The organism is Pseudomonadota bacterium, assembly GCA_039033415.1.
Classification (GTDB): domain Bacteria; phylum Pseudomonadota; class Gammaproteobacteria; order Xanthomonadales; family SZUA-38; genus JANQOZ01.
On sequence record JBCCCR010000006.1, the window covers coordinates 175,156 to 200,869 of the forward strand.

The 25,714-nt window shown below is 63.4% G+C and carries 27 protein-coding genes and 1 other RNA gene; 11 read left to right on the forward strand and 17 right to left on the reverse strand.

Annotated features, from left to right (window positions below):
- The first annotated feature begins 12 nt into the window (after positions 1 to 12).
- Complete coding sequence (locus AAF358_06660; protein ID MEM7705215.1) at positions 13 to 924, forward strand: LysR substrate-binding domain-containing protein; 912 nt, start codon at positions 13 to 15, stop codon at positions 922 to 924.
- Between the two features lie 26 nt (positions 925 to 950).
- On the opposite strand, the gene AAF358_06665 is transcribed toward AAF358_06660, so the two are convergent.
- Entirely contained in the window at positions 951 to 2,471 is a 1,521-nt protein-coding gene (locus AAF358_06665) for an AAA family ATPase (protein MEM7705216.1), read from the reverse strand.
- 158 nt (positions 2,472 to 2,629) lie between these two features.
- Positions 2,630 to 2,851, reverse strand: a complete 222-nt coding sequence (locus AAF358_06670) for a hypothetical protein (GenBank protein MEM7705217.1) — start codon at positions 2,849 to 2,851, stop codon at positions 2,630 to 2,632.
- Positions 2,852 to 3,188: 337 nt separating this feature from the next.
- On the opposite strand from AAF358_06670, the gene AAF358_06675 reads away from it, so the two are divergent.
- Entirely contained in the window at positions 3,189 to 4,514 is a 1,326-nt protein-coding gene (locus AAF358_06675) for a mechanosensitive ion channel family protein (protein ID MEM7705218.1), read from the forward strand.
- Positions 4,515 to 4,544: 30 nt separating this feature from the next.
- On the opposite strand, the gene AAF358_06680 is transcribed toward AAF358_06675, so the two are convergent.
- The 4 genes from AAF358_06680 to AAF358_06695 are packed head-to-tail and all read right to left on the reverse strand — an operon-like array spanning position 4,545 to position 8,864.
- Entirely contained in the window at positions 4,545 to 5,768 is a 1,224-nt protein-coding gene (locus tag AAF358_06680) for an FAD-dependent oxidoreductase (protein MEM7705219.1), read from the reverse strand.
- Positions 5,765 to 7,015: a 2-octaprenyl-6-methoxyphenyl hydroxylase gene (ubiH, locus tag AAF358_06685; GenBank protein ID MEM7705220.1), complete on the reverse strand. Its 1,251-nt coding sequence runs from the start codon at positions 7,013 to 7,015 to the stop codon at positions 5,765 to 5,767. Before ubiH ends, AAF358_06680 begins: the two co-directional genes overlap by 4 nt.
- Positions 7,012 to 8,307 (reverse strand): aminopeptidase P N-terminal domain-containing protein, encoded by a 1,296-nt coding sequence (locus AAF358_06690; GenBank protein ID MEM7705221.1) that lies wholly within the window; start codon positions 8,305 to 8,307, stop codon positions 7,012 to 7,014. Before AAF358_06690 ends, ubiH begins: the two co-directional genes overlap by 4 nt.
- Positions 8,304 to 8,864 carry a UPF0149 family protein gene (locus AAF358_06695; protein ID MEM7705222.1) on the reverse strand — a complete coding sequence of 187 codons (561 nt, stop codon included), beginning with the start codon at positions 8,862 to 8,864 and terminating at the stop codon, positions 8,304 to 8,306. The genes AAF358_06690 and AAF358_06695 overlap by 4 nt, the downstream gene beginning before the upstream one ends.
- Before the next feature lie 156 nt (positions 8,865 to 9,020).
- On the opposite strand from AAF358_06695, the gene AAF358_06700 reads away from it, so the two are divergent.
- The 6 genes from AAF358_06700 (at position 9,021) to rpiA (ending at position 11,564) form a co-directional block, all read left to right on the forward strand.
- Positions 9,021 to 9,245, forward strand: a complete 225-nt coding sequence (locus AAF358_06700; GenBank protein MEM7705223.1) for a TIGR02449 family protein — start codon at positions 9,021 to 9,023, stop codon at positions 9,243 to 9,245.
- Entirely contained in the window at positions 9,242 to 9,538 is a 297-nt protein-coding gene (locus AAF358_06705; GenBank protein MEM7705224.1) for a cell division protein ZapA, read from the forward strand. The genes AAF358_06700 and AAF358_06705 overlap by 4 nt, the downstream gene beginning before the upstream one ends.
- A gap of 122 nt (positions 9,539 to 9,660) precedes the next feature.
- A non-coding RNA gene (gene ssrS, locus AAF358_06710) (6S RNA) lies at positions 9,661 to 9,847 on the forward strand.
- Positions 9,844 to 10,446 carry a 5-formyltetrahydrofolate cyclo-ligase gene (locus AAF358_06715; GenBank protein MEM7705225.1) on the forward strand — a complete coding sequence of 201 codons (603 nt, stop codon included), beginning with the start codon at positions 9,844 to 9,846 and terminating at the stop codon, positions 10,444 to 10,446. Before ssrS ends, AAF358_06715 begins: the two co-directional genes overlap by 4 nt.
- Positions 10,443 to 10,904: an EVE domain-containing protein gene (locus AAF358_06720; protein ID MEM7705226.1), complete on the forward strand. Its 462-nt coding sequence runs from the start codon at positions 10,443 to 10,445 to the stop codon at positions 10,902 to 10,904. The genes AAF358_06715 and AAF358_06720 overlap by 4 nt, the downstream gene beginning before the upstream one ends.
- 6 nt (positions 10,905 to 10,910) lie before the next feature.
- Positions 10,911 to 11,564, forward strand: a complete 654-nt coding sequence (rpiA, locus tag AAF358_06725; protein ID MEM7705227.1) for a ribose-5-phosphate isomerase RpiA — start codon at positions 10,911 to 10,913, stop codon at positions 11,562 to 11,564.
- Positions 11,565 to 11,589: 25 nt separating this feature from the next.
- Here rpiA and AAF358_06730 read toward each other — a convergent pair whose 3' ends face one another.
- From AAF358_06730 to AAF358_06745, 4 genes are all read right to left on the reverse strand, one after another.
- Entirely contained in the window at positions 11,590 to 12,651 is a 1,062-nt protein-coding gene (locus tag AAF358_06730) for a cyclic nucleotide-binding domain-containing protein (GenBank protein MEM7705228.1), read from the reverse strand.
- Positions 12,652 to 12,778: 127 nt separating this feature from the next.
- Positions 12,779 to 13,171: a 30S ribosomal protein S9 gene (rpsI, locus tag AAF358_06735; protein MEM7705229.1), complete on the reverse strand. Its 393-nt coding sequence runs from the start codon at positions 13,169 to 13,171 to the stop codon at positions 12,779 to 12,781.
- A gap of 15 nt (positions 13,172 to 13,186) precedes the next feature.
- Positions 13,187 to 13,615: a 50S ribosomal protein L13 gene (gene rplM / locus AAF358_06740; protein MEM7705230.1), complete on the reverse strand. Its 429-nt coding sequence runs from the start codon at positions 13,613 to 13,615 to the stop codon at positions 13,187 to 13,189.
- Between the two features lie 174 nt (positions 13,616 to 13,789).
- Positions 13,790 to 14,506, reverse strand: a complete 717-nt coding sequence (locus AAF358_06745) for a DUF481 domain-containing protein (GenBank protein MEM7705231.1) — start codon at positions 14,504 to 14,506, stop codon at positions 13,790 to 13,792.
- 93 nt (positions 14,507 to 14,599) lie between these two features.
- Between AAF358_06745 and coq7 the strand changes: the two genes are divergently transcribed.
- Together coq7 and AAF358_06755 are read left to right on the forward strand one after the other, a co-directional pair.
- Complete coding sequence (gene coq7, locus AAF358_06750; protein MEM7705232.1) at positions 14,600 to 15,256, forward strand: 2-polyprenyl-3-methyl-6-methoxy-1,4-benzoquinone monooxygenase; 657 nt, start codon at positions 14,600 to 14,602, stop codon at positions 15,254 to 15,256.
- Positions 15,253 to 15,813, forward strand: a complete 561-nt coding sequence (locus AAF358_06755; GenBank protein ID MEM7705233.1) for a GNAT family N-acetyltransferase — start codon at positions 15,253 to 15,255, stop codon at positions 15,811 to 15,813. The genes coq7 and AAF358_06755 overlap by 4 nt, the downstream gene beginning before the upstream one ends.
- Positions 15,814 to 15,832: 19 nt before the next feature.
- Here the strand turns inward: AAF358_06755 and speD are convergent, their stop codons facing one another.
- A complete protein-coding gene (gene speD / locus AAF358_06760) occupies positions 15,833 to 16,633 on the reverse strand; it encodes an adenosylmethionine decarboxylase (protein MEM7705234.1) in 801 nt (266 codons plus the stop codon).
- 337 nt (positions 16,634 to 16,970) lie between these two features.
- Here speD and crp point away from each other — a divergent pair, with 337 nt between their 5' ends.
- Positions 16,971 to 17,645, forward strand: coding sequence for a cAMP-activated global transcriptional regulator CRP (gene crp / locus AAF358_06765; GenBank protein ID MEM7705235.1), 675 nt, complete (start codon positions 16,971 to 16,973; stop codon positions 17,643 to 17,645).
- Positions 17,646 to 17,654: 9 nt separating this feature from the next.
- Here crp and trpC read toward each other — a convergent pair whose 3' ends face one another.
- The 6 genes from trpC to AAF358_06795 form a co-directional block, all read right to left on the reverse strand.
- Positions 17,655 to 18,446: an indole-3-glycerol phosphate synthase TrpC gene (gene trpC, locus AAF358_06770; protein MEM7705236.1), complete on the reverse strand. Its 792-nt coding sequence runs from the start codon at positions 18,444 to 18,446 to the stop codon at positions 17,655 to 17,657.
- The gene (gene trpD, locus AAF358_06775) at positions 18,439 to 19,512 is read right to left on the reverse strand and encodes an anthranilate phosphoribosyltransferase (GenBank protein ID MEM7705237.1); all 1,074 of its coding nucleotides are present in this window, start codon (positions 19,510 to 19,512) and stop codon (positions 18,439 to 18,441) included. The genes trpC and trpD overlap by 8 nt, the downstream gene beginning before the upstream one ends.
- On the reverse strand, positions 19,505 to 20,101 hold the full coding sequence (locus tag AAF358_06780; GenBank protein MEM7705238.1) for an aminodeoxychorismate/anthranilate synthase component II: 597 nt from the start codon (positions 20,099 to 20,101) through the stop codon (positions 19,505 to 19,507). Before AAF358_06780 ends, trpD begins: the two co-directional genes overlap by 8 nt.
- A 42-nt stretch (positions 20,102 to 20,143) precedes the next feature.
- Positions 20,144 to 21,961, reverse strand: coding sequence for an EAL domain-containing protein (locus AAF358_06785; GenBank protein ID MEM7705239.1), 1,818 nt, complete (start codon positions 21,959 to 21,961; stop codon positions 20,144 to 20,146).
- Between the two features lie 120 nt (positions 21,962 to 22,081).
- A complete protein-coding gene (trpE, locus tag AAF358_06790) occupies positions 22,082 to 23,554 on the reverse strand; it encodes an anthranilate synthase component I (protein ID MEM7705240.1) in 1,473 nt (490 codons plus the stop codon).
- A gap of 79 nt (positions 23,555 to 23,633) precedes the next feature.
- Complete coding sequence (locus AAF358_06795; protein MEM7705241.1) at positions 23,634 to 25,643, reverse strand: ATP-binding protein; 2,010 nt, start codon at positions 25,641 to 25,643, stop codon at positions 23,634 to 23,636.
- Between the last annotated feature and the right edge of the window lie 71 nt (positions 25,644 to 25,714).

Sequence of the window (25,714 nt, forward strand, 5' to 3'; positions counted from 1 at the left end):
CTATCAAAACTCATGAACATTCGAGACCTGTCTTACCTGGTGGCGCTGGCGGACCTGCGCCACTTTGGCCACGCCGCAGAAGCCTGTTTTGTCAGTCAGCCTACCCTCTCGACCCAGATCAAGAAACTCGAAGAGGAGCTGGGGGCGCAGCTGATCGAACGCGCGCCTCGGCAGGTGATGCTGACCGAGGTCGGCAAAGAGGTTGTCGAGCGGGCGAGGCTCGTGCTCAGGGATGTTCAGCAGATCCGCGAGGTGGCGCGCCGCGCGGCTGATCCCAAGTCTGGCGTGCTTCGACTCGGGATTTTTCCCACGCTCGGGCCCTATCTGTTGCCTCACGTCATTCCGCAGATTCACCGGCGCTATCCCGGACTGGAGCTGCTGCTGGTCGAGGAGAAAAGTGAGGTGCTTCTGTCTCAGCTTCGCGACGGACGCCTCGACGCCGCCATCCTGGCTCAGCCGGTCGACGGCGATCAGCTTCGATGTCAGGAGCTGTTTGAGGAGCCTTTTGTGCTGGCGTTGCCGGAGGGCCACCCGCTGGACAAAACCGGCGCGCTGACCATCGACTCGCTGCGAGACCACACGGTGCTCCTGCTGGAAGATGGCCACTGCCTGCGTGACCAGGCCCTGGAGGTCTGCAAGCTGGCCGCGGCGAATGAAAAACCCGGATTCCGCGCCACCAGCCTTGAGACCCTCCGTCAGATGGTCGCCGCCGGCGTCGGCCTCACGCTGCTGCCGGTCCTGGCCGTGAAACCCCCGGTAGCCATCACCGAATCGATCCACCTGCGGCCGTTTGATACGCCGGCCCCGAGCCGCAAGCTGGCCATGTTCTGGCGCAACAGCTCAGCGCTCGAGTCGTTTCTCCTGGAGTTTTCTGAGGTGTTTTTGCGCCTGCCGGAGAAGCTGCTCGCCGCGGAGGGAAGCTGAGCCCGGCCCAACCGATGACGGCGCCGTTATTCGGCGCCAGTGCTCTCTGCCGCGGCGGGCTCCGGCGCGTCCGCAGAGACCGTGCGGCTGGCCGCCCAGCGACGCAGGTACTCGATCTTTTCAGCCATCACTACGGAGAGCGGACGGGTCTGCGCAATCGCTGATTCCAGGTCCTCGCTGCAAAGCTTTTTGCCCGATGCCATCGCGGTATAGAGTCCGGACACCACAACCTGCTCAATCTCTGATCCCGAGAAGCCCTCGCTGCGCCGGGCTAGCTCAGCCATATCAAACGATTCCACCGGCTGCTGCCGTCGCGCCAGGTGGATCTCGAAGATCCGGGCCCGAACCGCCGGACTGGGCAGGTCAACAAAAAAGATCTCATCGAAGCGGCCCTTACGCACGAGCTCCGGCGGCAGCGCCTCGATGTCGTTGGCGGTGGCCACCAGGAAGACCCGGCTGTCGCGTTCCGCCATCCACGTCAGCAGCGTGCCCAGCACGCGGCGCGAGGTGCCCGAATCGCTGTCCGACACCGAAAGCCCTTTTTCGATCTCGTCGATCCACAGCACGCAGGGTTCCATGACCTCCGCAGACCGTAGCGATTGACGCAGATTCTTTTCGGTCTCGCCGTGATATTTGTTGTAGATCGCGCCAAAATCCAGCCGCAGCAGCGGGACACCAAAACCGCTTGCAACGGCCTTAGCGGCCATGCTCTTACCGCAGCCCTGCACGCCCAGAAGCAGCACCCCTTTGGGTGGCTCCAGACCGTACGGATTCTCGTCGCTCAGGAAGATTTTCTGCCGATCGCGAATCCAGCGCTTGAGGACGCTCAGGCCCGCGATGTCGTCAAAGCTGACGAGGTCATACTCGTAGCTCAGCACCCCACCCCGGTTGAGCAGCTGAAACTTCTGTTCCATCACGCTCTTGATGTCTGATGCGGTGATGGCGCCATCATTGAAGATAGCGTTGCGGGTGAGATGACGGGCATCAGCCAGCGTCAGGCCGCGAAGATTCAGCATGAGGTCACCCATCGCCTCGCGGCTGATGCGCACCCGCTGGCCGTCATGCCGCCGGGACCAGTCGAAGGCTTCCTCGCGCACCATCTTCTCAAGCGCTGCCGTTGTGGGCAGATGGAGTTCCATCAGCGCGCTATGACCCTCCAGCTCGTCGGGCAGCTTCAGGCTGGGGCTGATCAGCACAATCGTATGCTCAACGCCTTGATGGCGCAGCGCCAGTTCGCGCAGCTTGCGCACGTTGAGCGGGTCGTTCAGGTACGGGTGAAAATCGAGCAGGAGGTAAATCGAGGGCTCGGCGTTGAGCGCAATCTTTTCCAGCACCAGCTCGGGTTCAGCATGGTTGACGCCAAAGTCGGATAGATCGAGGTCAACGCGCCGCAGGCCGGTGGTCGCTGACCACTGATACAGCGGTCGCAACGCCTGTTCGAGGGCCGACTTGAAAAGCTCGATCGCCCGCCGCTCTTCCTCGGTTTCGATGACGATAAGGGGAGTCGCTGCCCTGAGCAGCAGCGCGAGATCCTGTTCCTGTCCCATGCCGCCATTGTATCGCGAACCAAAGGTTGCCGGTGGCGTCGAAGAATCCATCCAGCGGCGCAATCCGCGCGCTCAGCCCAGAGCTCAACACACGGCTGAACCCAAGTCCTAGCGCGCGTTTCGATCACTCCTGCAGGACGACGAGAGCGTTTCTAGCGTCAAGCGGCGCGGTGCTCCGCGGTGATCTCACGCATTTGGTTGACCGCACAGATCCGCTTTTGCAGATCGACGAGTTCATCACGGAGCCAGTCAGCGTTTTCGCCGCGCGCAACGGTTTGCTCGATCAGCCGCCCGAGTCGATCCTGCTGATCCAGATACTCGCTATGCAGTTCTTCCCAGTCGGGCAGCTCGGTGGTCACCGGCCCTTTAGGTGTTCTCATGATTCATGGCCCTCTTTAACTGTTGCCTCTCCTGTGCCATGGCGCGGATCAATGCCTGCCCGCGATTCGAACCCAGCTGTCGAGGGTCGGCGGCGGTTCTCACCATCTCGCGCTGCAGATGACGGATTCTTCTTTCGATGACCGATCGGCGCATGTTTTGTCTCCCTAATCCCTTAGCTCTGTCAGTAACGACGTAAACAACCGTGTACCTCAGTGGAATTGCGATAAGATTTTACGGACGCTGTCGCGGGCCGGTCCTGCCGGCTGACAGATTTCTCTTGTAAGAAAATCGCCCGACTACGGGCCTTTTGTGACTGGGTTGGCACTTATGCCGGAAATGAGCAACGAGAAAGATCAGCAGCCAACGGCCGACGAGGCGCCGCCGCCCGAAGCGCCCGCCGGCGACACAGCCGCAGCTGACGCGGCCCCGCCGGATACCGAGACCACCAGTCCATCCGTCACCCAGGGCGCCGTCGACGACAGTGTTCCCGCCAGCGCCACGGAAAGCGGGCTGGCCGGTGACGTCGCCCCGGCCGAACCGACGGCCCTGGGGCAACTTGCCGAGCAGATGACCAGCGCCGACTCGTGGCTCCCGGAACAGCTGCAGCCGGCCTGGACCATGCTGCAGGACTTTCCGCTGCTTCGCGCTGCGCTGATCATCGTGCTGGGTATGGTGGCGGCCTACGTGGTTCGATGGCTCGTACGCAACTCCATCGGGCGCCTGACTGGCCGCACCAACAGCACGCTGGACGACGAGGTGCTGCGGCACGTCTCCCGACCCGTGTTTCTGACGGTGCTCTACGCGGCGCTGGCGCTGGCGGTCATCAGCATGAACCTGAGCAGCGGGCTGACCGGCGTGCTGATCCGCGTCCTGTTCAGCTTGACGGTCCTGGTGTGGATGCTCGCCGGACTCAAGATCAGCTCGGCGGTGATCTCGACGCTGGCCAACATCAAAGACCGAGTGCCGCTGATTCAGCCGCGCACCATCCCGCTGTTCGACATTACCTCCAAGCTGCTGATCCTGCTGATCGGCAGCTACATGGTGCTACAGATCTGGGACGTCGACGCCACCGCCTGGCTGGCCTCGGCGGGCGTGGTGGGTATCGCGGTCGGTTTTGCCGCCAAAGACACGCTCGCGAACCTTTTTTCGGGTGTCTTTATTCTTGTCGACTCACCCTACAAGCTCGGCGACTACGTCAATCTCGACAGCGGCGAACGCGGCATGGTGACTCACGTGGGCATGCGGAGCACGCGCCTGCTGACCCGTGACGACGTGGAGATCACCATCCCCAACGCCGTGATTGCCAACGCCAAGATCGTCAACGAAAGCGCTGGCCGCTGGACCAAGCGGCGGATCCGAATCAAGGTGGGTGTGGCTTACGGCAGCGACCTGGAGCACGTGAGCAAAACGCTGATGACGGTCGCTGACGGACACCAGGAGGTGTGCCGCGAGCCGCGGGCGCGGGTGCGGATGCGCGCCTTTGGAGATTCAGCGCTGGATTTTGAGCTGCTGGCCTGGATTACCGAGCCCGAGCTGCGCGGCAAGATCACGCACGAACTGCTGATGGCGGTGTACAGCGCGTTCGACGAGGCCGATATCGAGATTCCGTACAACAAGCAGGATCTCTACATCAAAGAGTTTCCGGGAAAATCCCCCGCCTGAACGGATCCAGCACCGCGCTTAGCCAACAAACTAACGTGACTGGACACTAGACCGCTGTTGCACCAGCTTTGGCACCTTGCCGCCAAAGCCGGAAGCGTGCTGAATCAGCATGCCGCGCAGCCAGCCGGCCTGATTGATCGCCCTTGCGCCCAGCAGCCGCAGCCCTCGCCAGCCGGGCGTATCGCGTCCGTACATCCCCGCAATCTGATGCAGTGCCTCGATCATGATGGCGTTGTCGCTGCGCCGCCAGCGCGCGTAGCTGCGCAGGGTTTTTGGATCAGCAGCGCGACGCTTGAGGTCACGTCCCGTGGCCACAACCTCCGCCAGCGCCGCGGCGTCCGCCAGGCCGAGGTTGGCGCCCTGCCCGGCGAGCGGATGGACCACGTGAGCGGCGTCACCCACGAGCACAACCCGCCGTTTGACGTAGTCGGTGGCGTGCATGCGGTTCAGCGGAAACGCGCCGCGCTCACCGATGACGGTTACCTCGCCGACGCACCCTTGAGCGGCCTCCTCCAGCCGCTGCGAAAAGGCCTCATCGTCGCAGGCCAGCAGTTCTTTGGCCTCGGCTTCGGGCAGGCTCCAGACGATTGAGCTGCGGCGGTTGGCGAGCGGCAGAAAGGCCAGCGGACCGGTCGGCAAAAACCGCTGCCAAGCGGTGTCCTGGTGATCTTCCACCGCCACCGTGGCCACCACCCCGAGCTGACCGTAAGCGTGTCGATTGATGCCGATGCCCGCCAGCTCGCGCACCTTCGAGCGCGCCCCGTCCGCCGCGAAAATCAGATCAGCCTGAAGCGCCGTGCCGTCAGCGAGCGCAACCGTTGCGCCGCCTTCACCCAACTCCAGCGTATCCACCTGCGTCCCAGACCACTGCCGAACCTGCGACTCGCCAGCCTGCCACAGGGCGGCCGCCACCAGCTCGTTTTCCAGCACGCAGCCGAGCTGGGCCATGCGGGCGTCGGCGGCACTGAAGGAGAGCCCCAGATCGATATCGGACTCCCAGACGTGCATGCGATCGAACCAGCCGAGGCGGTCCGCGGGCAAACGGTCCCAAACCTCCAGCCGCCGCAGCAGCTCAATCGCGGCCGGGTTGAGGGTCGAGACCCGCAGGGTCGGCCGGTCGTCCGGCAACGGCACGGCGGGCGGTGGCCCCGCCTCCACCAGCGCCACCTGCCAGCGGTCGCGCGCCAGCGCCAGCGCTGTAGCGTTGCCAACAATTCCACCGCCGACGACCACCACGTCAAACCGTTCGCTCATCGCGTTGACTCCGCCAGCGCCATCATCGGCGGGCGCTGCCCGCCAAACCCCATGCCGCGGTGCGCAAGAGCACCGCGCAGCCCCGGCGCAAGCTGCAGCGCCAGCAGACCAGCGCTGCGCGCAAAGGCCACGGGGCCAAAGGATTGCGAGAAAGCCCGAACCATGCCGTCGGTGAAGGCCACCGTTCGGCTGACGTCGGGCTCCCGCCAGTCGGCGTAGGTCTGGAGCAGCGTCTCGTTCCCCGGGTCGTCACCCGACGCCGCAGCCTCGGTCAGGAGCTCGGTGAGCGCAGCGACATCCCGGAGCCCGAGGTTGAAGCCCTGGGCGGCCACCGGGTGAATGGTGTGAGCGGCATTGCCGACAATCACCGAGCGTCGCGCCACCGGCGAGGGCACCGTCAGTCTGGCCAGCGGATAGCTAGCCCGCACGCCGACTCGCTCGAGGTGGCCCAGACGGTAGCCGAAGCGCTCCTGCACCGCGGCGAGAAACTCGCGGTCGCTCATGGCCAGAATCGCTTCGGCGTCAGCGCTGTGGCAGCACCAGACAACGCCGCAGCGCCGCTCCACGTGCGGCAGCATGGCGAGCGGGCCGGTATCGGTCATCCGTTCAAACGCCCGACCCTCGTGAAACTCCTGCGGCGTGACGTTGGCGATAATGGCGGTTTGGTCGTAGTCGTAGCGTTCGCTGGGGATTTTGATGGCGTCGCGTACACGAGACGCGGTTCCGTCCGCGCCGACCAGCAGCTGAGTGGCGATGGTGGTGTCAACGCCGTCGAGCAAGCAGGACACCCGAACGTCGCCAGCGTCAGCCTCAACGTCCGTCACCTCGCACGGCACCAGCAGGTCAACGCCGGGGCAACCCGGCAGGGTTTTGAGCACCTGCTCACCGAGCCGCCGCGCCTGGACCACGTAGCCCAAGGCGTCCAGCCCTTCTTCCAGCGCACTGATGGTGACCAGGCCCGGCCCCCCTTTCTGCGTCACCTGCACGCTGCGGATCGGCGTGACGCCGGCGGTTGAACCATCCTCCGGGTGACGCTCGAGACCGGCCCATAGCCCGATGGCGCTGAGGATGTTGCGCGAGGCGAGCGACAGCGCCAGCGTTCGGTCGTCGTAGGTCGGCGGCGCTACCTCGCGAAAAGGCGCCCGCTCAAGCACCGCCACGCGCCAGTTGAGGCGCGCCAGCGCCAGCGCCAGGCTGGCACCGACGAGGCCCGCTCCGGCGATCACCACGTCGTAACGTTCACTCATGCCATCAGTGCCTCAAGCTTGTCGACGGCTTTTGGTACGTCCGCCGACAACACCTCCGGACCGCGTTTGCGCAGGACAAGCGAGTCTTCGATCCGAATGCCGATGTTTCGGAAAGCCTTCGGGATATCCCGCTTGCCGTCGATGTAGACGCCCGGCTCGATCGTAAACGCCATACCGGCTTCCAGTTCACGCGGTTCGCCGTGGACCTCGTAGTCGCCCACGTCATGGACGTCCATCCCCAGCCAGTGCCCGGTCTTGTGCATAAAAAACCGCTCATAGGCACGCCGCCGGATTGCGGTGTTCAGCCGGCCGGAGATGAGCTTGAGCTTGATCAGGCCACGCGTGATCACCCGGACCGCCGCGTCGTGTGGCGCGAGCCAGCTGTTGCCTACCTGCGCCGCCTCAATCGCCGCCTCCTGGGCCTCGAGCACCACCTCGTAGATCGCCCGCTGCTCCGGGCTGAAGCGTCCGTTGACCGGAAACGTGCGGGTGATGTCCGACGCATAGTGGTCATACTCCGCACCTGCGTCGATCAGCACCAGATCACCGTCCCGTAGCTCCGCCTGGCAGCGGATGTAGTGCAGCACGCAGGCGTTGCTGCCCCCGCCGACAATCGGCGCGTACGATTCGCACGCGTTGTGCTGGTGGAATATCCGGAGCAGCTCAGCGCGTAGCTGATACTCATTGACACCGGGTGCACACGCGCGGATGGCGGCAAGGTGCGCCCGGCTGGCGATCCGTGCCGAGCGGCGCATGGAGCGCATTTCCGCAGCGCTCTTATAGAGCCGCATGTCGTGCAGGTGATGGTCTAGCGAGACAAACTCCTCGGGCGGCCTGGCACCTTTGCGCTGCCGGCTGGTGCCGATCCATTCCATCACGCGCTGATCGAAGGCCGTTTCGCGGCCCAGCGGATAGAAGAGCCGCTCGTATCCCTCCATGAGGTTGGGCAGGATGTCGTCGAGATCAGCCATGGGAAACGCGTCGTCCATACCAAACTCTTCGACGGCCCCCTTAAGACCTGCCATCGGGCCGTCCCACATTTCTTTTGTGGCGTCCTTTTGTCGGCAAAACAGGATGGCCTCACCGTCTTTACGCCCAGGCGCCAGCACCAGCAGCGCGTCCGGTTCGGAGAAGCCGGTCAGATAATAGAAGTCGCTATGTTGACGAAACGGAAATTCCACGTCGCCGTTGCGCAGCAGCGTGTGGGCTCCCGGGACAACCACGAGCGATCCCTCACCCACCGTGCGCATGAGCTGGCGCCGGCGGCGAGCAAATTCAGCCGCGGCGATCAATGCAGTGGCGCTCCTTCCGGGGGACCGGCGGGACTCAGAGACTCAAACACCGTCATTGCGCCGAGCCGAACGTATTCGGCCAGCTCCCAATACTGTTCTTCCGCTTCCGGATCCGCGTCGTCGACCTCGGTATCCGCCCGGATCACTTCCGCCAGGTCGGTCACAAACTCGCCGACTTCGGGCGGCAGGAGATCCAGGTCGCTGGCCCGCTGACCAATGCCGGCCGAAAAGCCGGCGCTCCAGGCAACCAAAGCGGCGAGCCGGTCGGTCAGCGGCGCCTCGTCGTCGGGCACCAGCAGCAAAAAGGCAAAGTCTTGATCGCTCAGGTTGTCGCGGGTCCAGTCGAACATCCAGTAAAGAGACTGGCGCACCTCGCCGTCCAGCTCGTGCATTTCCAGGGAATCGCCGAGGGCCGCCCGCAGCCAGGCTTCCGGATCGGTCTCGGCGTCGAAACTCAGCAGCGCACATAAAACGCCATGCAGCTCCGCGGGGTTGAGCGCCATGGGAGTGCTGGAAAACTGCTCGCGAAGGGTATCGTAGTGAGGGGCGTCGGCCATCTCCCTATGGTACCAAGGGACGCTGCCCCATCGAACCCTAATGCGTGGCCACAACCCGGTCGGGTCGACGGCGAATCAGCAAAAACGTGAACAAAATCCGCAGTCTAGGAAAACAATCATTGACCTGGCTTTAAGCGCAATTTATGCTTTGGGGTTATGGGGAAGATCGAACACGCAGTCGACGATCTGCTGGCGGTTGAAAGCCGCATGGAAGACCTCCTGGGTGCGCTCCAGCGCCTCAAGGAGGAAAACCGCTCGCTTCGTGCCAGTCAGGAGTCTTTGGTCGCGGAGCGCGCCAACCTCGTGGCCAAAAACGAACAGGCCCGAACCCGGGTGGAAGCGATGATCTCGCGCCTGAAATCTCTGGAACAGAGTACGTGAGCAGCAGCAAGGAAGCGGTCACCGTCAACGTGCTGGATCGGGAGTATCGGATCGCCTGTGATCCGGGCGAACGACGCCAATTGCTCGATGCGGCCGACTACCTGGATCAGCAAATGCGGTCTATCCGCGACGGCGCCAACATCGTCGGGATGGAGAAAATTGCCGTGCTGGCCGGCCTCAACATCACCAATATGTTCCTCCAGGTCCAGCAGCGAGAAGAAACGATGTCAGGCAACGTCGCCGAACGCCTTAAGTCGCTGCGCGACCGACTGGAGTCCGAAGAGCTCACCTAACGCCGGGCTTCCGGCGTCAGACCATAGCTGTACGATCGATCTTCACTGCCCCGTCGCAACCAAGGGGAAGGGAGACGCAGTCGGCGGTTCCTTCACCTCGTCGTGGTATACTTTGCGTATGGGCTCCTCTGCGGTGTTCGATAGCGAGTCTGCATTTGCCTTGACCCTAGTTATTGTGACCACGGAGAAACAACGTTGTAACCAGTGTGCATGTCTGCCTTGCGCGGAAAGCCTAGGGTGCAGCCCGTTTCCCCACCTGAACCGACGGTTCAAGGTCGCTAATCTCGCAACGGCACAGGCGGAGGATGCCCTCTCTTTCTCCTGCTGAAGCGAAAGCTGCAGAACGCCATCGCTGGCGCAGCCTGCGCCGAAGCCAGTCCGCTGAACATCGCAACGCCGCCAGTCGGCTGATCTGTGATCGCATCGTCGACCAGCCGGTTTTTCAGCGTGCGGCCCATATCGCCGCCTATCTGGCACTGGGTGACGAGGTCAACCTCAGCGGCCTGCTGGACCGCTGTCAGGCCTTAGGCAAACAAATCTGGCTCCCTCGCGTGACTGATCAGCACATGGCGTTTGCCGCCTACGACCCGCGGGAGCGCGGAGCGCTGATCAAGTCTCGCGTCGGCACGTACCAGCCCAAATCTGGGGCTCCGGTCCAATCCACCCAACGGCTCGACCTCGTCCTTTTGCCGCTGCTGGCTTTTACGCGCCGCGGCGATCGTCTCGGTATGGGGGGTGGTTACTACGACCGGACCTTTTCGTTTATGCTCCCCACCCGACCCGGCTCGGGTCCGGAGCTGGTCGGCGTTGCGTTTACCGTCCAGGAGGCCGAGCGCCTGCCCAGTGACCCCTGGGATGTGCCTCTGCATCACGTTGCCACCCAACAGGAATGGATTGACTGCAAATGAAAAGATATTGGCTGGTCAAAAGCGAGCCTGACGAGTTCGGCATTGACGATCTCGCCGCCATGCCGAAGCAAACCGAACACTGGGACGGCGTGCGCAATTACCAGGCGCGCAACACGATGCGCGACGACATGAAAAAAGGCGACGAGGTCTTTTTCTACCACTCGAACTGCGACATCCCGGGCATTGTCGGCCTCTGCACCGTGGTGCGGGAGGCGTATCCCGATCACACCGCGTTCGACCCCGGAGACAAACACTACGACCCGAAGTCAGACCCCGACAACCCACGCTGGTTTATGGTCGACGTGAAGCTCAAACGTAAGCTGAAGCGCACCATTTCGCTCAAGGAGCTGAAGGCGCGGGATGACCTCGACGGCTTCGCCCTGACTCGCAAGGGCAACCGGCTGTCGGTCATGGAAGTGGACAAAGCCCACTTCAAGCTCATCCTTGGTCTGGAGTAGCGAGTGGTGGACCTCACCGCACTGAAACAGGAAGCCGCAAAGGCGGCGTTGAGCGAGCTTCGCAACGGCATGAAGCTCGGCGTTGGCACGGGTTCGACGGTCAACTGCTTTATCGACGCACTGGTCGACAGCGGGATGTCGTTCGACGCGGTATGCTCAAGCTCCGAGGCGACGACTGAACGGCTTCAAGCAGCGGGCTTCGAGGTCAGCGAGCTGAACGACGTCGGCGGCCTCGATCTGTACGTTGACGGCGCCGACGAGGTCGACCCCCACAAGCGCCTGATCAAAGGCGGCGGAGCCGCGCTGACCCGGGAGAAAGTGGTCGCGGCATGTGCCGACCGGTTCGTCTGCATTGTCGACGCCAGCAAGGAAGTTGATGTCTTAGGACGCTTCCCGCTGCCGGTCGAGGTGATTCCCATGGCCCGCAGCTACGTCGCCCGCGAGCTGACGGCGCTGGGCGGGCGCCCGGAATATCGGACAGGTGTGGTGACAGACAACGGACAGCAGCTGCTGGACGTTCACAACCTGAGAATCGTCGACCCGGTCGGCCTGGAACAGACCATCAACGGGCTCGCCGGGGTGGTGACGGTAGGGCTGTTTGCGCAGCGGCCGGCCGACACCATCATCGTGGCGGCCCCGGAAGGCATCCGGACTCGCTAACCGCCTACACCTGGTGGGCCGATCGTTAGGCGGACTGCTGCTGACGCATGATGAGCTGTCGGGAAACGCTGGACAGCCCCCCGCGCAGCGCGAACACGCGAAAACCCAGCTTGTTGAGGATAAAAGCCGCTGACGCGCTGCGTTCGCCGGTTTCGCAGTAAACGACAAAAGGTCTTTCCGAGTTGCTGCCCGCCATTTCCTCGCGCAGCCGAAACAACGGCGCGTTGACGCTGCCGGCGAGATGACGCTGCTGATGTTCTTCTTTCATCCGCACGTCCAGCAGCGCGGCACCGCCGGTGATCAGGGCTGACGCCTGTCCGGCTGAGACCCAGTCGACCACCGGATGTTTCAGCAGCTCGCTGAAGTCGGACTTACCCAGACGCATGAGCTGTCCGGCGGTCCGTGCCTTGACGCTGGCGTTGCGCGGCTCGTTGGAGGTCAGCGCGTCTTCACCGAAGCTGTCTCCTTCGCTCAGCGTTGCGACCACCTGCTCGCGGCCATCGATCTGTTTGATCACCTGAAAGTCGCCACTCTTGATGACATAGAAATAGTCGCCGTCGTCTCCCTCTTTGATCACGAGGCGATCAGGCATCACGGTTATCAGCTCAAAGCGCTCAAACATGCGCTCGATGTTGCCCGCGGGTAAACGCAGCAGGGCCTGGCTGTTGAGCATCTTGAACACCCAGCGGGCCGACTCGGCGGTACCATCGGGGAGCGTAAATTGGGACGAGCGGCTGATCTGGTCCCAGGTCACCACTTTTTCGAGGAAATTCCGATCGAAGACCACCGCCCTGGCGCCGACACCGGACACGATGGCCGTAAAGCGTCGGGGCTGGAAGTCGCCGATGGCGTACCGCGTTCGATCCGAATCGGCGTGAAGCTCCCGTTCGCGGCCGTCGGGATACCGACAGCTGACCGAGCCCGACAGCAGAAAGAGGCTTTCCCCGTCGTTGTCTCCTTCACGAAAAAGCGTCTCATCCCGCGTGTAATCGCGCACCTCACCGTGCTGCGCCAGCATCGCCAGATGAGCGTCCGCTAGCGTGTCCATGGGATAGAGCCGCGCGAGTGTCTTACTATCTACTGACATTGTTCCCCCAGGTGATTGATAACTATGCACATTCCTGGAGGGAACATCAACGGGGCAGAAAAAAAGCCCGCTCGAGGCGGGCTTTCTGAAACGGTAGCCGGGAGCACACTCCCGAGCACTGAATGGATCAGCGCTTGGAGTACTGCGTGGCCTTGCGAGCCTTGTGCAGACCCACTTTCTTTCGTTCAACCTCGCGGGCGTCGCGGGTCACAAAACCGGCTTTGCGCAGCTCAGGTCGCAGCGTTTCGTCATACTCCATCAGAGCGCGGGTCAGACCCATTCGGATGGCGCCGGCTTGCCCGCTGGAGCCCCCGCCGCTGACGGTGCAGCTGATGTCGAAGCGGTCGGTGAGGCCGGTGAGATCGAGCGGCTGACGCACAATCATCCGGGCCGTTTCGCGGCCGAAATACTCATCCAGCGGCTTGCGGTTGACCATGATGGCACCGCGACCCGGCCGCACAAAAACGCGGGCAGCGGAAGATTTGCGCCGGCCCGTGCCGTAATACTGTTCTGAAGCCATGCTTAAATTATCCTGTTAGATTTCCAGCGCCTGAGGCTGCTGGGCGGTGTGCGGGTGCTCAGCACCGGCGTAGACCTTCAGCTTTCGAAACATCGCTCGCCCAAGCGGGTTTTTCGGCAGCATGCCTTTAACCGCAGTTTCGATCACCCGCTCGGGGCTACGATCCAGCACGGTCTGCAGGTTGGCCGACTTCAGGTTGCCGATGTAGCCGGTGTGCCGGTGGTACATCTTGTCCTGAAGCTTGTTGCCGGTCACACCAATCTTTTCCGCGTTGACGACAACGATGTAATCGCCCGTGTCCACGTGCGGGGTGTATTCGGCTTTGTGTTTTCCACGGAGGCGCCGCGCGATCTCGCTGGCCAGCCGTCCGAGGGTTTTTCCGTCAGCGTCTACGAGGTACCAGTCGCGCTCGACCTCGTGCGCCTTCGCGCTAAAAGTTTTCATGGGACCAGATCCCGGCAATCGACATAAGGGCGGGGATACTACTGCAAGCCACGGGGCAATGCAAGACGCGCGCCGACATGCTGGACTTCCACAGAAAATCCTTTTGTAATCATAACCTTAGCGGGGTTTGCCGCCGGCCGGCGAACAAACCCCGCTGCGGCCAAGCCGTCGGTGTCAGTCCAGGCTGTACACCAGGTTCACCGTCGTCAGAAAGTCGGTGTTGTTTGCGGGGTCATCCACGTCGGTATTGTGGCGAATCTCGTAGGCCAGCTGGAGCCCAAAATTGCCCGCCAGATCTGCGGTCAGGGCCGTGATGTTTTTAGCAAACGTGTTGTCGGAACCGGCTTCAACCAGAAAGTTGTTGGACAACGTTGCGGTATCGCTGAGCACCCACTCGTAGTCGAGCTTGCCGCGCAGGACCGGATCGGTTGACGTCTCGCCGGAAGCGCGCAGCTCAGCGCGTCGATAACCCACACCCACTTCACCGTTGAGTCGGTGGACATCGTTGTCGAAAAGTTCACGTCCATAACCCAGCGCCAGCGTAGCCTGATTTTCAAACTGGCTGAAGTCGTCGTCCTCGTAGCGGACCGATCCAAACCAGTAGCTGGTATCGCTGATCTTGTAGTCGCTTTGTCCGTAAACTTCGAATCGGTTGGCGGTATCGACGTCGTTCTCGCTGCTGTTGAGGACGGCGAGCCCCAGCAGATGACGCCACTGATTCATGTTGTTGACCAGTTCGCCCGTGATATTGACGGTTTCCGTTTCGGCGTTGCCGCGCTGGGATACGATCCCCAGTCCACCCTTGCCGGACCAGCCCTGCTCGTCCTGCGCCAGCGCGGGCGCCAGATTCAGCGTCAGAACGGTGAGAACAGTAAGGCGTGAAAGTTTCATAAGTCATCTCCAATGTGTGGGGTAAAACGGGCGTATTGGGCAAAAAAGCCGCTCAAATGTCCAGCGCGTCGCACGCTCGTTTACAATGCAGGGATGACGAGCTCAACCCTACCTCTGCGGCGTCTTTCCAGCCTGGATCGTCTCCTCGATCAGGCCGATCGGGCGCTGCGTACCACGTTTGCCAGACCGGCCCTCGTCGAGGATTCACCGGCGGTCGGCGTCGAAGAACAACCGCTGGAGGACGCCGACCGTCGCCATGCGTCCGGCCTGATGCGCATCAACCACACCGGGGAGGTCTGCGCCCAGGCCCTCTATGAAGGCCAGGCGCTGGTGGCCCGTAAGCCGGAAGTTGCAGCACACCTGCTTGAAGCGGCGGCCGAAGAGACTCGGCATCTCGCCTGGTGTGACGCGCGCCTCCGGGAACTCAACAGCCGCCCTAGCCGCCTCAATGGCCTTTGGTATGCGGGCTCCTTCGCGCTCGGGACCGCCGCCGGCCTGGCCGGTGATCAGTGGAGTCTGGCTTTTGTCGTCGAAACTGAACGCCAGGTTGAAGCCCACCTGGCGGAACACCTGGACGAGCTGCCGGCCGGCGACCAGCGCAGCCGAGCCATCGTGACCCAGATGATGGAAGACGAAGCGCGTCACGGGCGTGAAGCGGCCGAGGCCGGCGCCGCCGATCTGCCCGGCTGGATCCGCGCCGCCATGGCCGGCACCGCCTCGGTGATGAAAGTGTTGGCCTATCGGTTTTGACGGCGCTTCCTGTAAGCCCCCTTAGCGCGCCGTCGGTCCCCGAACTGCGGACGGAGCGTCTGCTGCTGCGAGGCTATCGCCTCGAGGACTTCGAGCTGTTCGCCGCGATGCAGGCCGACCCGGTGGTTATGCAGCACATCACCGGCAAACCCATCAGCCGCGACGATGCCTGGCAGAAGTTTGCCCGGACGCCCGGGCACTGGACGCTGCGAGGTTTCGGCTACTGGGCGGTCTGCGACGGGCAGACCGGTGAGTTCCTCGGCGACGCGGGGTTCTCCAACTTCGAACGAACCATCGAACCCAGCCTTCAGCCCTACCTCGAAGCCGGCTGGGCTTTTCGCCGGGCGGCGCACGGCCGCGGCCTGGCGACCGAGGCGATGAAGGCGGCCATCAGCTGGGCCGCGCAATCGATCCCGGACTCCGAAGCGGCGTGCATGATCACGCCGGAAAATTCCGCCTCAATCCGGGTGGCGGAGAAGTGCGGCTTTGCCTATTGGTGCAGCACAAGCTACCGGGAAACGCCGGTCGATCTCTATCGACTCGCGCCGCTCGGATGACCGGTCGGCATACCGGTCGCTACATGTTGCGGCCGTAGTAGAGCTCCGCAATCTCTCGCCGAAGCCGGCGCTCGTAGCGTCGTCGGTCAGCCGACGCAAGCTCCGCTGAGGTCACGCCAAACAGATACCGATCCAGATCGAAGTCTGCCAGCATCATCTTGGTGTGGAATAGATTCTCCTGGTACACGTTCACGTCCAGCATCTGGAACGTCGCCTTGGTGTCCTTCGTCAGAAAATCCTGGATCGAATTGATCTTGTGATCTTTGAAATGTTTGCGCCCGCGGATATCTCGGGTCACTCCACGGATTCGATAGTCCAGCACCACCACGTCTGATTCAAAGCTGTGAATCAGATAGTTGAGCGCCCGCAGCGGGGACACCACGCCGCAGGTCGAGACGTCGATATCCGCACGGAACGTGGCAATCTCGCTCGCGGGATTGCTCTCCGGATAGGTGTGCACCGTCAGATGGCTTTTGTCCAAATGCGTGACAATTGACTCGGGCAGCGGGCCCGGTTGTGCGCTGACCGTATCGGTCCCGGCCCCAGCCATCGGCGCCTCGGAGATCAGCATCGTGACGCTGGCGCCCTGCGGCTCGTAATCCTGACGGGCAACGTTGAGAATGGTGGCACCGATGATCCCGGCTACTTCGGTCAATATATCGGTGAGCCGCTGCGCGTTGTAGGTCTCGTTGATGTACTCGATGTAAGCCGCCCGCTGCTTTGGGTCAGCAGCGAGACACACGTCGTAGATGTTGAAGCTGAGCGACTTGGTCAGGTTGTTGAAGCCGTGTAGACGCAGGCGAGGTAAAGGCTTGATCACCGTCGTACCGACCTTAAGAGCATGGGCATACCGCCAGGTAACCTCCGAGCAAACTGCGGCGCGGGTCCGCCGCGACGGAGGCCGATTATGGATCAATCGCTGCGCCTAGCAAAGCAGGTTTCGGGGGACCTCGATGAGCATCCGTTTGCACGCCGGAACTATTTACGCAAAAATTGACCGCGTGGGGAAGATGCGACTCACAGGCATGGTTGGCCGCTGCGTTAAAGCAACAAAAACAGCGACGTAGGCCAGCGGGCGGACCACAATTTTTTAACGGTCGGCCGCTAGAATGCTTGTGACGGCAGGGGTATGCCAGATCATCCAAGGGGCGCAACATTTGGACCGCAAGAGTTATAACGAAGGATTCTTTGAATTCGACGATACTTCCATCGAACGTTTTCTGGCGAGCTGCCACCGTCGGAAATATCCCAACAAAACACCCATTATTCGGCCCGGGGACATGGCCGACACGCTGTACTATGTGATCGAAGGTTCGGTCACCGTCAGCGTCGAGGACGAGGAGGGTCATGAGCTGATCCTCGCGTACCTGAATCCCGGCAACTTCATCGGCGAGATGGGTCTCTACATGGAGCCGGAACGTCGAGAGGTGATGGTTCGGACCCGGACACCCTGCGAACTCGCGCAGATCAGCTACGGCAAGCTGGGTCAGCTCTTTAAGAGTGAGCTCGCGCAGGACTGTCCGCACATTCTGTACGCGATCGGTCGGCAGCTGACCGACAGGCTTTTGCATACCTCCCGTAAAGTTCGACGCCTGGCGTTTATGGATGTGCAGGGCCGCGTGGCGCGGACGCTCATGGATCTGACGCTGGAACCCGACGCCATGACGCACCCGGACGGCATGCAGATCAAAGTCTCACGCCAGGAAATCAGCCGTATCGTCGGCTGCTCCCGAGAGATGGCCGGCCGGGTCCTCAAGGGGCTGGAAGAGGAAGGCATGATCAACGTCAGCGGCAAGACAATTGTGGTGCTGACCGGCCTCGGCGAGGTCTGACCGCCGCGTTCAGCTGAACAGGCTTCTCAGCTTCTCGCCGGGATCAGCGGCCCGCATAAGCGTCTCGCCGATGAGAAACGCGCCGACGCCGGCATCCTTCAGCCGGCGAACGTCATCTCGATCAGCAATGCCGCTTTCGGTGACGAGCAGCCGACCTTCCGGAATCCTGGGCAGGAGGCTGAAGGTGGTCTCCAGCGTTGTTTCAAAGGTGCGCAGATTCCGATTGTTGACGCCGATCAGTCCGCACGGCAGCTGGAGCGCCCGCTCCAGCTCTTCCCCGTCATGCACTTCCACAAGCACGTCGAGGCCCAGCTCCGCGGCGAGCACCGAGAGCTCCATCAGCGCCGCGTCACCCAGCGCCGCCACAATCAGCAAGATGCAGTCGGCTCCGAGAACCCGCGACTCATAAACCTGATAGGTATCGAGCACAAAGTCTTTGCGCAGCACCGGCAGGTCACAGGCCTCTCGCGCCTCCTGAAGGAAACGGTCGTGGCCCTGGAAGAAGTCTTCGTCGGTGAGCACCGACAGGCAGGCTGCGCCGCCAGCCGCGTAGCTTTGGGCCAGGGCAGCAGGGTCGAAATCCTCGCGGATGAGCCCTTTGCTCGGCGAGGCTTTTTTGATCTCCGCGATGACGCCCGGCTGACCCGCTTCGCTGCGGCGAACCAGCGCATCGGCAAACCCGCGCGGCGGCGGGCAGTCTTCAACCCGCTGACTGAGTTCCCGAAGGGAGATGGCTGCCGCGCGCTCGGTGACCTCCTGCGCCTTGCGCCGAAGAATGCGCGCGAGGATGTCCTCAGCCATCAGTCGAGTCACTCCCGCCCACTGACGGCTCCACCGGGTCTGACTCCGCGGCACTCGCTGCCAGCTTCGAGGACAGGGCGGCCAACGCCTGCAGGCGCTCCCAGCCCGAACCTTCGTTCTGCACCTGCCGGGCCGCAGCCACACCATCGGCAAACGACTCAGCGAGGCCCGCCACGTAGATTGCGGCGCCTGCGTTGAGCGCCACCACCGCGGCCGCGGGCCCGAGGCTTCGGGTCAGCGAGTCGCGCAGCAGCTCAAGGCTGCGCTCGGGGCTATCGGCGGCGATCGCCGCTAAGTCCACCGCAATGCCGTGGTCATTTGGATCGATGGTCCAGAGCGTGAGCTCACCGTCCCTGTATTCAGCAACCTGCGTCGGCGCCGCCGGGCTGATCTCGTCCAGCCCGTCGTCAGCGTGGACCACCATCACGTGCTCCGCCCCGAGCTTGGCCAACACGCGGGCTACCGGCTCAACCCAACGGGGTGAGTACACCCCCATCACCTGGCGCCGGACAAAAGCGGGATTGGTCATGGGGCCAAGCAGGTTGAACAGCGTGCGCACGCCAAGCTCCCGGCGCACCGGCACCGCAAAGCGGGTCGCGCCGTGGTGAGCCGGCGCAAACATAAAACCGACGCCGATTTCGTCGATGCACTGCCCGACGGCGTCCGCGCTCAAATCCAGGTTTACGCCCGCTGCTTCGAGCACGTCGGCGCTGCCGGATTGGCTGGAGACCGAGCGGTTCCCGTGTTTGGCAACACCCGCCCCGGCTGCCGCTGCGGCAAAGGCGCACGCGGTAGATACGTTGAACGTGCCAACCCCATCTCCCCCGGTACCGCAGGTGTCGATCAGCGGCTCGCGGGAGGCTTGCACCCGCGTCGCGCGCTGCCGCATCACGCTGGCGGCTGCAGCCAGCTCCTCGACGGTTTCACCTTTCGTTCGCAGCGCGAGCAGCAGCGCACCCATCTGAGCCTGGGTGGCTTCGCCGTTCATGATCTGATTCATGGCCGCCGCCATTTCGGCTTCGCTCAGGTCCTCGCGACTGGCAACCTTGTCCAGCAGCTCACGCATCAGCGGTCACCTCGGTTCTTAGGAAGTTGGCCAGCAAATCATGGCCGCAGCGGGTCAGGATCGACTCGGGATGAAACTGCACGCCCTGCACGGGGAGATCTCGATGGGCCAATCCCATGATCTCCTGCCGCTTACCGCTGTCGTTCTCGGTCCAGGCCGTGACGCTCAGGCAGTCCGGTACGCTGTCGGGCTGGACGATCAGCGAATGGTAGCGGGTTGCCTCAAACGGATTGGGCAGACCGGCAAAAACCCCCTGGTCAGCGTGATGAATCCACGACGTTTTGCCGTGCATCACGCGGGATGCCCGCACAACTCTACCGCCGTAGACCTGACCGATACACTGATGCCCAAGGCACACACCCAGCAGCGGCACCCGCCCGGCGTAGCGCCGCACTACGTCGTTGGAAATTCCGGCCTGGTCCGGCGTACAGGGCCCCGGCGACAGTACAATCCGCTCGGGCGCAAGCGATTCGATATCCTCCAGCGTCAGCTGATCATTGCGCACGGTATGCACTTCAGCCCCTAGCTCCCCGAAATACTGGACGAGGTTGTAGGTAAAGGAGTCGTAGTTGTCGATCATCAGCAGCATGGGGCGGATTATGCCCGATGCCGCAGGTCCCCGGAACCGGTGCTACCCGACCTTCGAACCGGAGTTTCTGGCGATCTCGGCGCCACATCGACGGAAACGCCGCGCCAGGGGCAAAACCTGCAGCTCCGTGCGCCAAGTGTCGAAGTCTTCCAGCGCCATCTCCCGACTGATTGCGGGCCCGACACCGAAGCGGCAGCCCAGCTCCTGGAGGCGCCGGCTGGTCTTGGCGTCCGTGATCCCGCACGCGACGGCCCGGATATCCAGACACTCGGCGAGGTGGATCAGCGCCCCGCAAAGCCGGGCGTCAGGCCGCTGCTGCACCATACGGCTGACAAAATCGCGATGAATCCGCAGCTCGGCGAGCGGAAAGTCACGCAGGAACTTGAGCGAGCTGAGCGCCCCACCGATGCCGCTGACGCTGATTTTCAGGCCGAGCCCGACAAGTCGACGCAGGACCGGGTTGGCCGCTCCGCCGTGGGCGATGGCTGAAGCCTCGTCGAAGTCCAGCAGCAGCTCGCTTCGATCGATGCCGCTGGCCGCCAGGCGCGCAGCGATCACGTCGACCAGTTCCGGCTCCGCCAGAAGCTGTGGCGGCGGACTCAAGGTCAGCGCGGGCCCCGGGGTCTCACGTCGCGCTAGGTAGGCTAACGTCCGATCGAACATCAGCTCGGTTAGCGGCCGGATGAGCTCCGCCTTCTCCGCGGTTCGAAACAGCTCCTGCGGATGCATGACGCTGAAGCCGGGCTGACGCCAGCGGACGAATGCCTCAGCCCCGACACAGCTTCCGGAGTCCAGACAAAGCTGGGGCCGGACCCAGATCTCGGGAGCCAGAGATCCGCCGCGCAACGCCTGCGCCAGCGCCCGCTCCACGTCCGCGGGGTCCGGGCGGGATACCGGCTCGCGGTCCGCATAGATGACGATTCCGCCACCGCGGCGTTTGGCGGCAAACATCGCCAGTTCGGACCGCCGCAGTATGTTGCTGACGCTGTCACCATGCTGGGGGTGGAGCGCAATCCCAAGCGATACTCCTGGGTCGGCGAGGTAGCCGTCGACCTGGTACGGCCGCAGTAGACTGCGGCGCAGCTTCTCCGCCAGCCGAGTTGCGTGCAGCGGCCCACCGATGGCCGGCAGCAGGGCGCAGAACTGATCACCGCCGAGGCGCGCCAGAGTGTCGGAACGGCGCAGGGATTCGGTCAAGCGGCTCGCAACCTCTCGCAGCACCTGGTCCCCGGCAAGCTGGCCGCAGCTGTCGTTGATCAGGCTGAACCGATCCAGATCCAGCGTCACGACGGCGAAAGTGCGATCGCTACGCTGCGCGAGCCGAAGCTCCTGACCCAGCCGATCCTGTAGCAGCTGCCGGTTGGCCAGCCCGGTCAGCCCATCCTGCATGGACTGGCGCCACAGCGCCCGCTGCTGCCCTGCCGCCACATGGGCCTGGGTCGACTGTGCCAGCGCAACATCGATTGACGCCCGCAACGTTGCCGGGCTCATCAGGTCGCTCGCCACAAAGCCCTGGGCGCCGAGACTGATCGCCTGCCGTGCGCCGGCGAGATCACGCGCGTGTGTCAGGAGCAACACGGGCGGACGCTGGTTCAGCGGTTGGCGCAGCAGGTCGCTGACTTCAGCGAGCGTCTCGCGTCCGGCAAACCTCGCGTGCAGCAGGACAAGGTCTACCGCCGCTCCCTCCAGCTGCTCCGCCAGTTTTGCGGGGCGATCGCAACGGCTCAGCCTGACCTTGAGACCGGCCTGGTGTAGACAGTGTTCCAGCGCGTCGCTGTCCGATTCGGGATGGGCGGCCAGCAGCAGATGCAGCGGCGTTGTGATGGATCCGGACGACACACCGGGTTTGGATGGTTCCATGCAGGCTCTCGGTCACGCGGGTTTGAGGGCCAGCCAGCGGCATCGCCGCAGGCCTCGATGGGAAGAATATCGGCAGGTTGTGCAGCAAACTTTAGCAAAACGCCGCCAGACGTCTTGCCGCTAAAGCCCTTCGGCAGCCTGGGCCACGGCTTTGAAAAGTGCCCGACCTTTGTTCATGGTTTCCTCCCACTCCATGGCGGGATCGGAGTCGGCCACGATGCCCGCCCCCACCTGCACGTGCAGCTGACCTTCGCGGATAACGGCGGTGCGGATCGCGATGGCGGTATCCATCTCGCCCCACCAGCCGATATACCCCACGGCACCGGCATAGATATTCCGACGCACCGGCTCCAGCTCAGCGATGATCTCCATGGCGCGCACCTTGGGAGCGCCCGACAGGGTCCCAGCCGGAAAGGTGGCGCGCAGCGCGTCCAGCGGGCCGAGCTCAGGCGCCAGCCGGCCACGCACCTCCGACACGATGTGCATGACGTGAGAGTAGCGCTCGATCACCATCTGCTCAGCCAGCTCGACGCTGCCGGTCTGCGAGACCCGACCGACATCGTTGCGCCCAAGGTCGATCAGCATGAGGTGCTCAGCCAGCTCTTTCGGGTCGTTGAGCAGCTCCTGTTCCAGGGCCTGGTCGGCCGCGGGCGTTGCGCCCCGAGGGCGGGTACCGGCAATCGGCCGGACCATGATCTGGCCGGCCTCTAAGCGCGTCATCACTTCCGGGGACGAACCCACAACGTGGGTGTCGTCGAGGTTCAGCAGGAACATGTATGGCGAAGGGTTCAGCGAGCGAAGCGCCCGGTAGACGTTGACCGGACTGGTGCTAAAGGGAACGCTGAGCCGCTGGGACAACACCACCTGCATAATGTCTCCGGCGGCGATGTATTCTTTGCACCGCGCCACCGCTTCGACGAACTCGCTGCGCGTGAAACCCGACCGGAAGTCTGCCTCGGAAAGCGCTTGAGCCCCGCTGGTTTCCGGATACCCTGCCCCGCTGTGACGCAGACGATGCACCAGCTGATCCAGCCGCCGCTCCACCCGCGCCAGGTCTCCGCGCTGCCCGGGATCCGCACAGGCGATCAGAAACAGACGCCCGTGCAAGTTGTCGAAGACCGCCACCTCCTCCGACAGCATCAGGGTGATTTCGGGTGTCCCCAGCTCGTCATCGAGCGTCCGGCTGGCCAGTCTCGGCTCGATGTAGCGAACACACTCGTACGCAAAATAGCCGACAAGCCCGCCGCAGAATGCCGGCAACCCATCCAACTCAGGTACCCGGAACTGCTCCTGTAGCTCCGCCACCGCAGCCAGCGGATCAGCCACCTCTCGCCTCTCGACCACCTCACCATACTCCTCGCGGGTCAGCTCGTTGCCGCGGACGTGATAGACGGTTTTGGCGGGAAGTCCAATCATGGAGTAGCGCGACCACTGCTCGCCACCCTGGACCGACTCGAACAAGTAGGCATAGGGGCCGTCCGCCAGCTTGCGATAGACGCTGAGCGGCGTATCCAGATCCGACAGCACCTGTCGGTAGACCGGAATCCGGTTGAAGCCCTGCTTTGCGAGGTCAGCGAATGCTGCCGCGTCCATGGATCTTGCTCCTTCTCAGAACTTTGGGCCGCTACCGAACGGTGCGGTTTTGGGCCGGCATTGTAGCGTCTGCCGGGCCCTAGGGTTGGAGCTTACGACGTCGGCTGGCCAGGGTCATCACAAACTCAACCCCGCTGCCGTCTGCCCGGTTTCTGGCCACCACCCGGCCGCCATGGGCGCGCACGATCAGTCGCACGATATGCAGCCCCAGGCCGAGATGAACCTGTTCGTCTTCGTCGGATCGTGCCGACACCAGCGATTCAAAAATCTGCACCTGCATGGCCTCCGGCAGCAGCGGACCGTCGTTGCCGAACACCAGCCGCCAGCCTCGCCGCAGCGCTGTAACCTTGAGCTTGATGGCACCGCCTGCGGGACAAAACCCGACCGCGTTGTCCGCCAGCTTGTCCAGCATTTGCGCCAGCAGCTCCGGCGCGCCGGTCATGGGTGCCGCCGCCGGCAGGTCGACCTCCCAGCGCGGCTCGGGATAGACATTTCGGTAGCCAGCAACACAGCCTGAAACTACGTCGCAGAGGTCAAAATCGACCACCTCGGTTTGTTCAAGACTGTGTTCCAGGCGCGTCGCTTCGCTCATGGCGCTGAGGATTTTTCGCAGCCGGCTGGCCCCCTCGTCAGCCCGGGAGGCAAACGCGAGCGCCTCTTCGGACATCGACTCGTGGCGAAGGTTTTCCAGCGATGAACGCACGACGGCCAGCGGCGTGTTGAGCTCATGCGACAGCTTGCTCGCCAGCGACTTGAGATACTGGTTGTAACTTCTCAGCTCGCCGAACAGCCCGGAGAAGCTACGCGCGAGATCGCCGATCTCATCGCCGTCAGAGGATCCTGGCAGCGCAGCGTCTTCCCCCTCACCCAAGCGGCTCAGGGCCTGCTCCGAGGCATCTCGCAGACGCCGAATGCGCAGCGACAGCCAGGTGCTGTGCGCGAGGAGCCCAAGGACCACGACCGTGACTACCAGCAGCGTCAGGCCGAGCAGACGCAGCGCGCTCCGGTTGGTCGCCAGCAGCAGCGGGTCAGCGGGCAGCTCCAGCAGCAGCACCGCGCCGGCGTCTCCCAGCGGTACGGCTGCCGCGGCTTCGACGCTGGCCGCTGAAACCCGGCGCCAGGAGACTCGCTCGCCGCCGCGGCGAGCGGCGTCGATTTCCGCTCCGCGCAGCCTCAGATCCACGCCGGCGGTGCGCGAGCGAGTTCGCTCCAACGTATCGCCTGCCAGCAGACGATAAGCCACCTGCTGCCAGCCCCCGGGCGGATTTTCCGCCATGCCAACCAGCTCGCCGGCTGACGCCAATACCCAGCCGCCGGGATGCAGGATCCAGGACCGATTGCCGGAGCGGGTCAATGTCGCAAGCTGATCGCTCAACCCCTGATCGAGGTCGATCAGGGGAGCACTTCCCCCGGCTTCAGCCAACGACAGCAGCTGCGGCTCGCCGACACCCTCACCCGTGTCGATCGCCGTCAGATCCAGTCCTGCGCCCAGCAGCGCGCGCGGCAGGACGAGCTCCACGCGATACCCCTCGTCGAGTTCCCGCCAGCTGCCGGCGACCGGTGGCGGCAGCTGGTTGGTGCTGACACCCACCGGCAGCAGCGACAGCGATCCAGGCACGCTCGGCAGCAGACGATAGCGGGTGAAGCCTCGCACGTCGCGAACTTCGAGCTGCAGGTGATCGCCTGGCAGGTAAGACCCGGCCTGCTCCGAAGCGCGCTGGCGGCTGCTGTCCCGCACCTCGATCAGCGCGTACAGCTCCCGGCGCCACGCGGCGAGTCTGAGCGAGAGGGAAAATCGATCCCGACGACCGTCGAATATCTGACTGTCGCGGTTCCACAGCTGCCATTCGTCGTCGTAACCGTCCACCTGCAGGGGCTGATCGACGCGATTGACGTACAGGTCATCCGGGCTAAAGCTCGGCAGCAACGCCTGATCGAGGCCCGCCGCAATGGCTCTCGCGGTGGCCAGATGAGCTTCGCCTCGGGCCTCACGCAAAAAAGTCTCCACCTGACGCGCGCTCTGCCAGGCCGCAACCGGCAGCGCCGCCAGCACGAGGCAGAAAACCAGTAGCTGTCGGCGCAGCGTCATTGCCTAGTTAAATTCCGAAACGGTAGTGTGCTGAGACCTTAGATCATTAGGAACGCGCGTCAACCGAATGG

What these genes read in the sequence shown, in the direction of transcription:
- AAF358_06780 (MEM7705238.1), bottom strand. Translation starts at nt 20,101, where the DNA reads ATGCTGCTGATGATCGACAACTACGACTCCTTTACCTACAACCTCGTC.
- AAF358_06785 (MEM7705239.1), bottom strand. Translation starts at nt 21,961, where the DNA reads ATGGAACCATCCAAACCCGGTGTGTCGTCCGGATCCATCACAACGCCG.
- rpsI (MEM7705229.1), bottom strand. Translation starts at nt 13,171, where the DNA reads ATGGCTTCAGAACAGTATTACGGCACGGGCCGGCGCAAATCTTCCGCT.
- AAF358_06795 (MEM7705241.1), bottom strand. Translation starts at nt 25,643, where the DNA reads ATGACGCTGCGCCGACAGCTACTGGTTTTCTGCCTCGTGCTGGCGGCG.
- trpD (MEM7705237.1), bottom strand. Translation starts at nt 19,512, where the DNA reads ATGCGTGAGCTGCTGGACAAGGTTGCCAGTCGCGAGGACCTGAGCGAA.
- AAF358_06700 (MEM7705223.1), top strand. Translation starts at nt 9,021, where the DNA reads ATGGGGAAGATCGAACACGCAGTCGACGATCTGCTGGCGGTTGAAAGC.
- AAF358_06665 (MEM7705216.1), bottom strand. Translation starts at nt 2,471, where the DNA reads ATGGGACAGGAACAGGATCTCGCGCTGCTGCTCAGGGCAGCGACTCCC.
- rplM (MEM7705230.1), bottom strand. Translation starts at nt 13,615, where the DNA reads ATGAAAACTTTTAGCGCGAAGGCGCACGAGGTCGAGCGCGACTGGTAC.
- coq7 (MEM7705232.1), top strand. Translation starts at nt 14,600, where the DNA reads ATGACGAGCTCAACCCTACCTCTGCGGCGTCTTTCCAGCCTGGATCGT.
- ubiH (MEM7705220.1), bottom strand. Translation starts at nt 7,015, where the DNA reads ATGAGTGAACGTTACGACGTGGTGATCGCCGGAGCGGGCCTCGTCGGT.
- AAF358_06680 (MEM7705219.1), bottom strand. Translation starts at nt 5,768, where the DNA reads ATGAGCGAACGGTTTGACGTGGTGGTCGTCGGCGGTGGAATTGTTGGC.
- trpC (MEM7705236.1), bottom strand. Translation starts at nt 18,446, where the DNA reads ATGGCTGAGGACATCCTCGCGCGCATTCTTCGGCGCAAGGCGCAGGAG.
- AAF358_06745 (MEM7705231.1), bottom strand. Translation starts at nt 14,506, where the DNA reads ATGAAACTTTCACGCCTTACTGTTCTCACCGTTCTGACGCTGAATCTG.
- AAF358_06730 (MEM7705228.1), bottom strand. Translation starts at nt 12,651, where the DNA reads ATGTCAGTAGATAGTAAGACACTCGCGCGGCTCTATCCCATGGACACG.
- AAF358_06695 (MEM7705222.1), bottom strand. Translation starts at nt 8,864, where the DNA reads ATGGCCGACGCCCCTCACTACGATACCCTTCGCGAGCAGTTTTCCAGC.
- AAF358_06720 (MEM7705226.1), top strand. Translation starts at nt 10,443, where the DNA reads ATGAAAAGATATTGGCTGGTCAAAAGCGAGCCTGACGAGTTCGGCATT.
- AAF358_06715 (MEM7705225.1), top strand. Translation starts at nt 9,844, where the DNA reads ATGCCCTCTCTTTCTCCTGCTGAAGCGAAAGCTGCAGAACGCCATCGC.
- trpE (MEM7705240.1), bottom strand. Translation starts at nt 23,554, where the DNA reads ATGGACGCGGCAGCATTCGCTGACCTCGCAAAGCAGGGCTTCAACCGG.
- AAF358_06670 (MEM7705217.1), bottom strand. Translation starts at nt 2,851, where the DNA reads ATGAGAACACCTAAAGGGCCGGTGACCACCGAGCTGCCCGACTGGGAA.
- AAF358_06660 (MEM7705215.1), top strand. Translation starts at nt 13, where the DNA reads ATGAACATTCGAGACCTGTCTTACCTGGTGGCGCTGGCGGACCTGCGC.
- AAF358_06675 (MEM7705218.1), top strand. Translation starts at nt 3,189, where the DNA reads ATGAGCAACGAGAAAGATCAGCAGCCAACGGCCGACGAGGCGCCGCCG.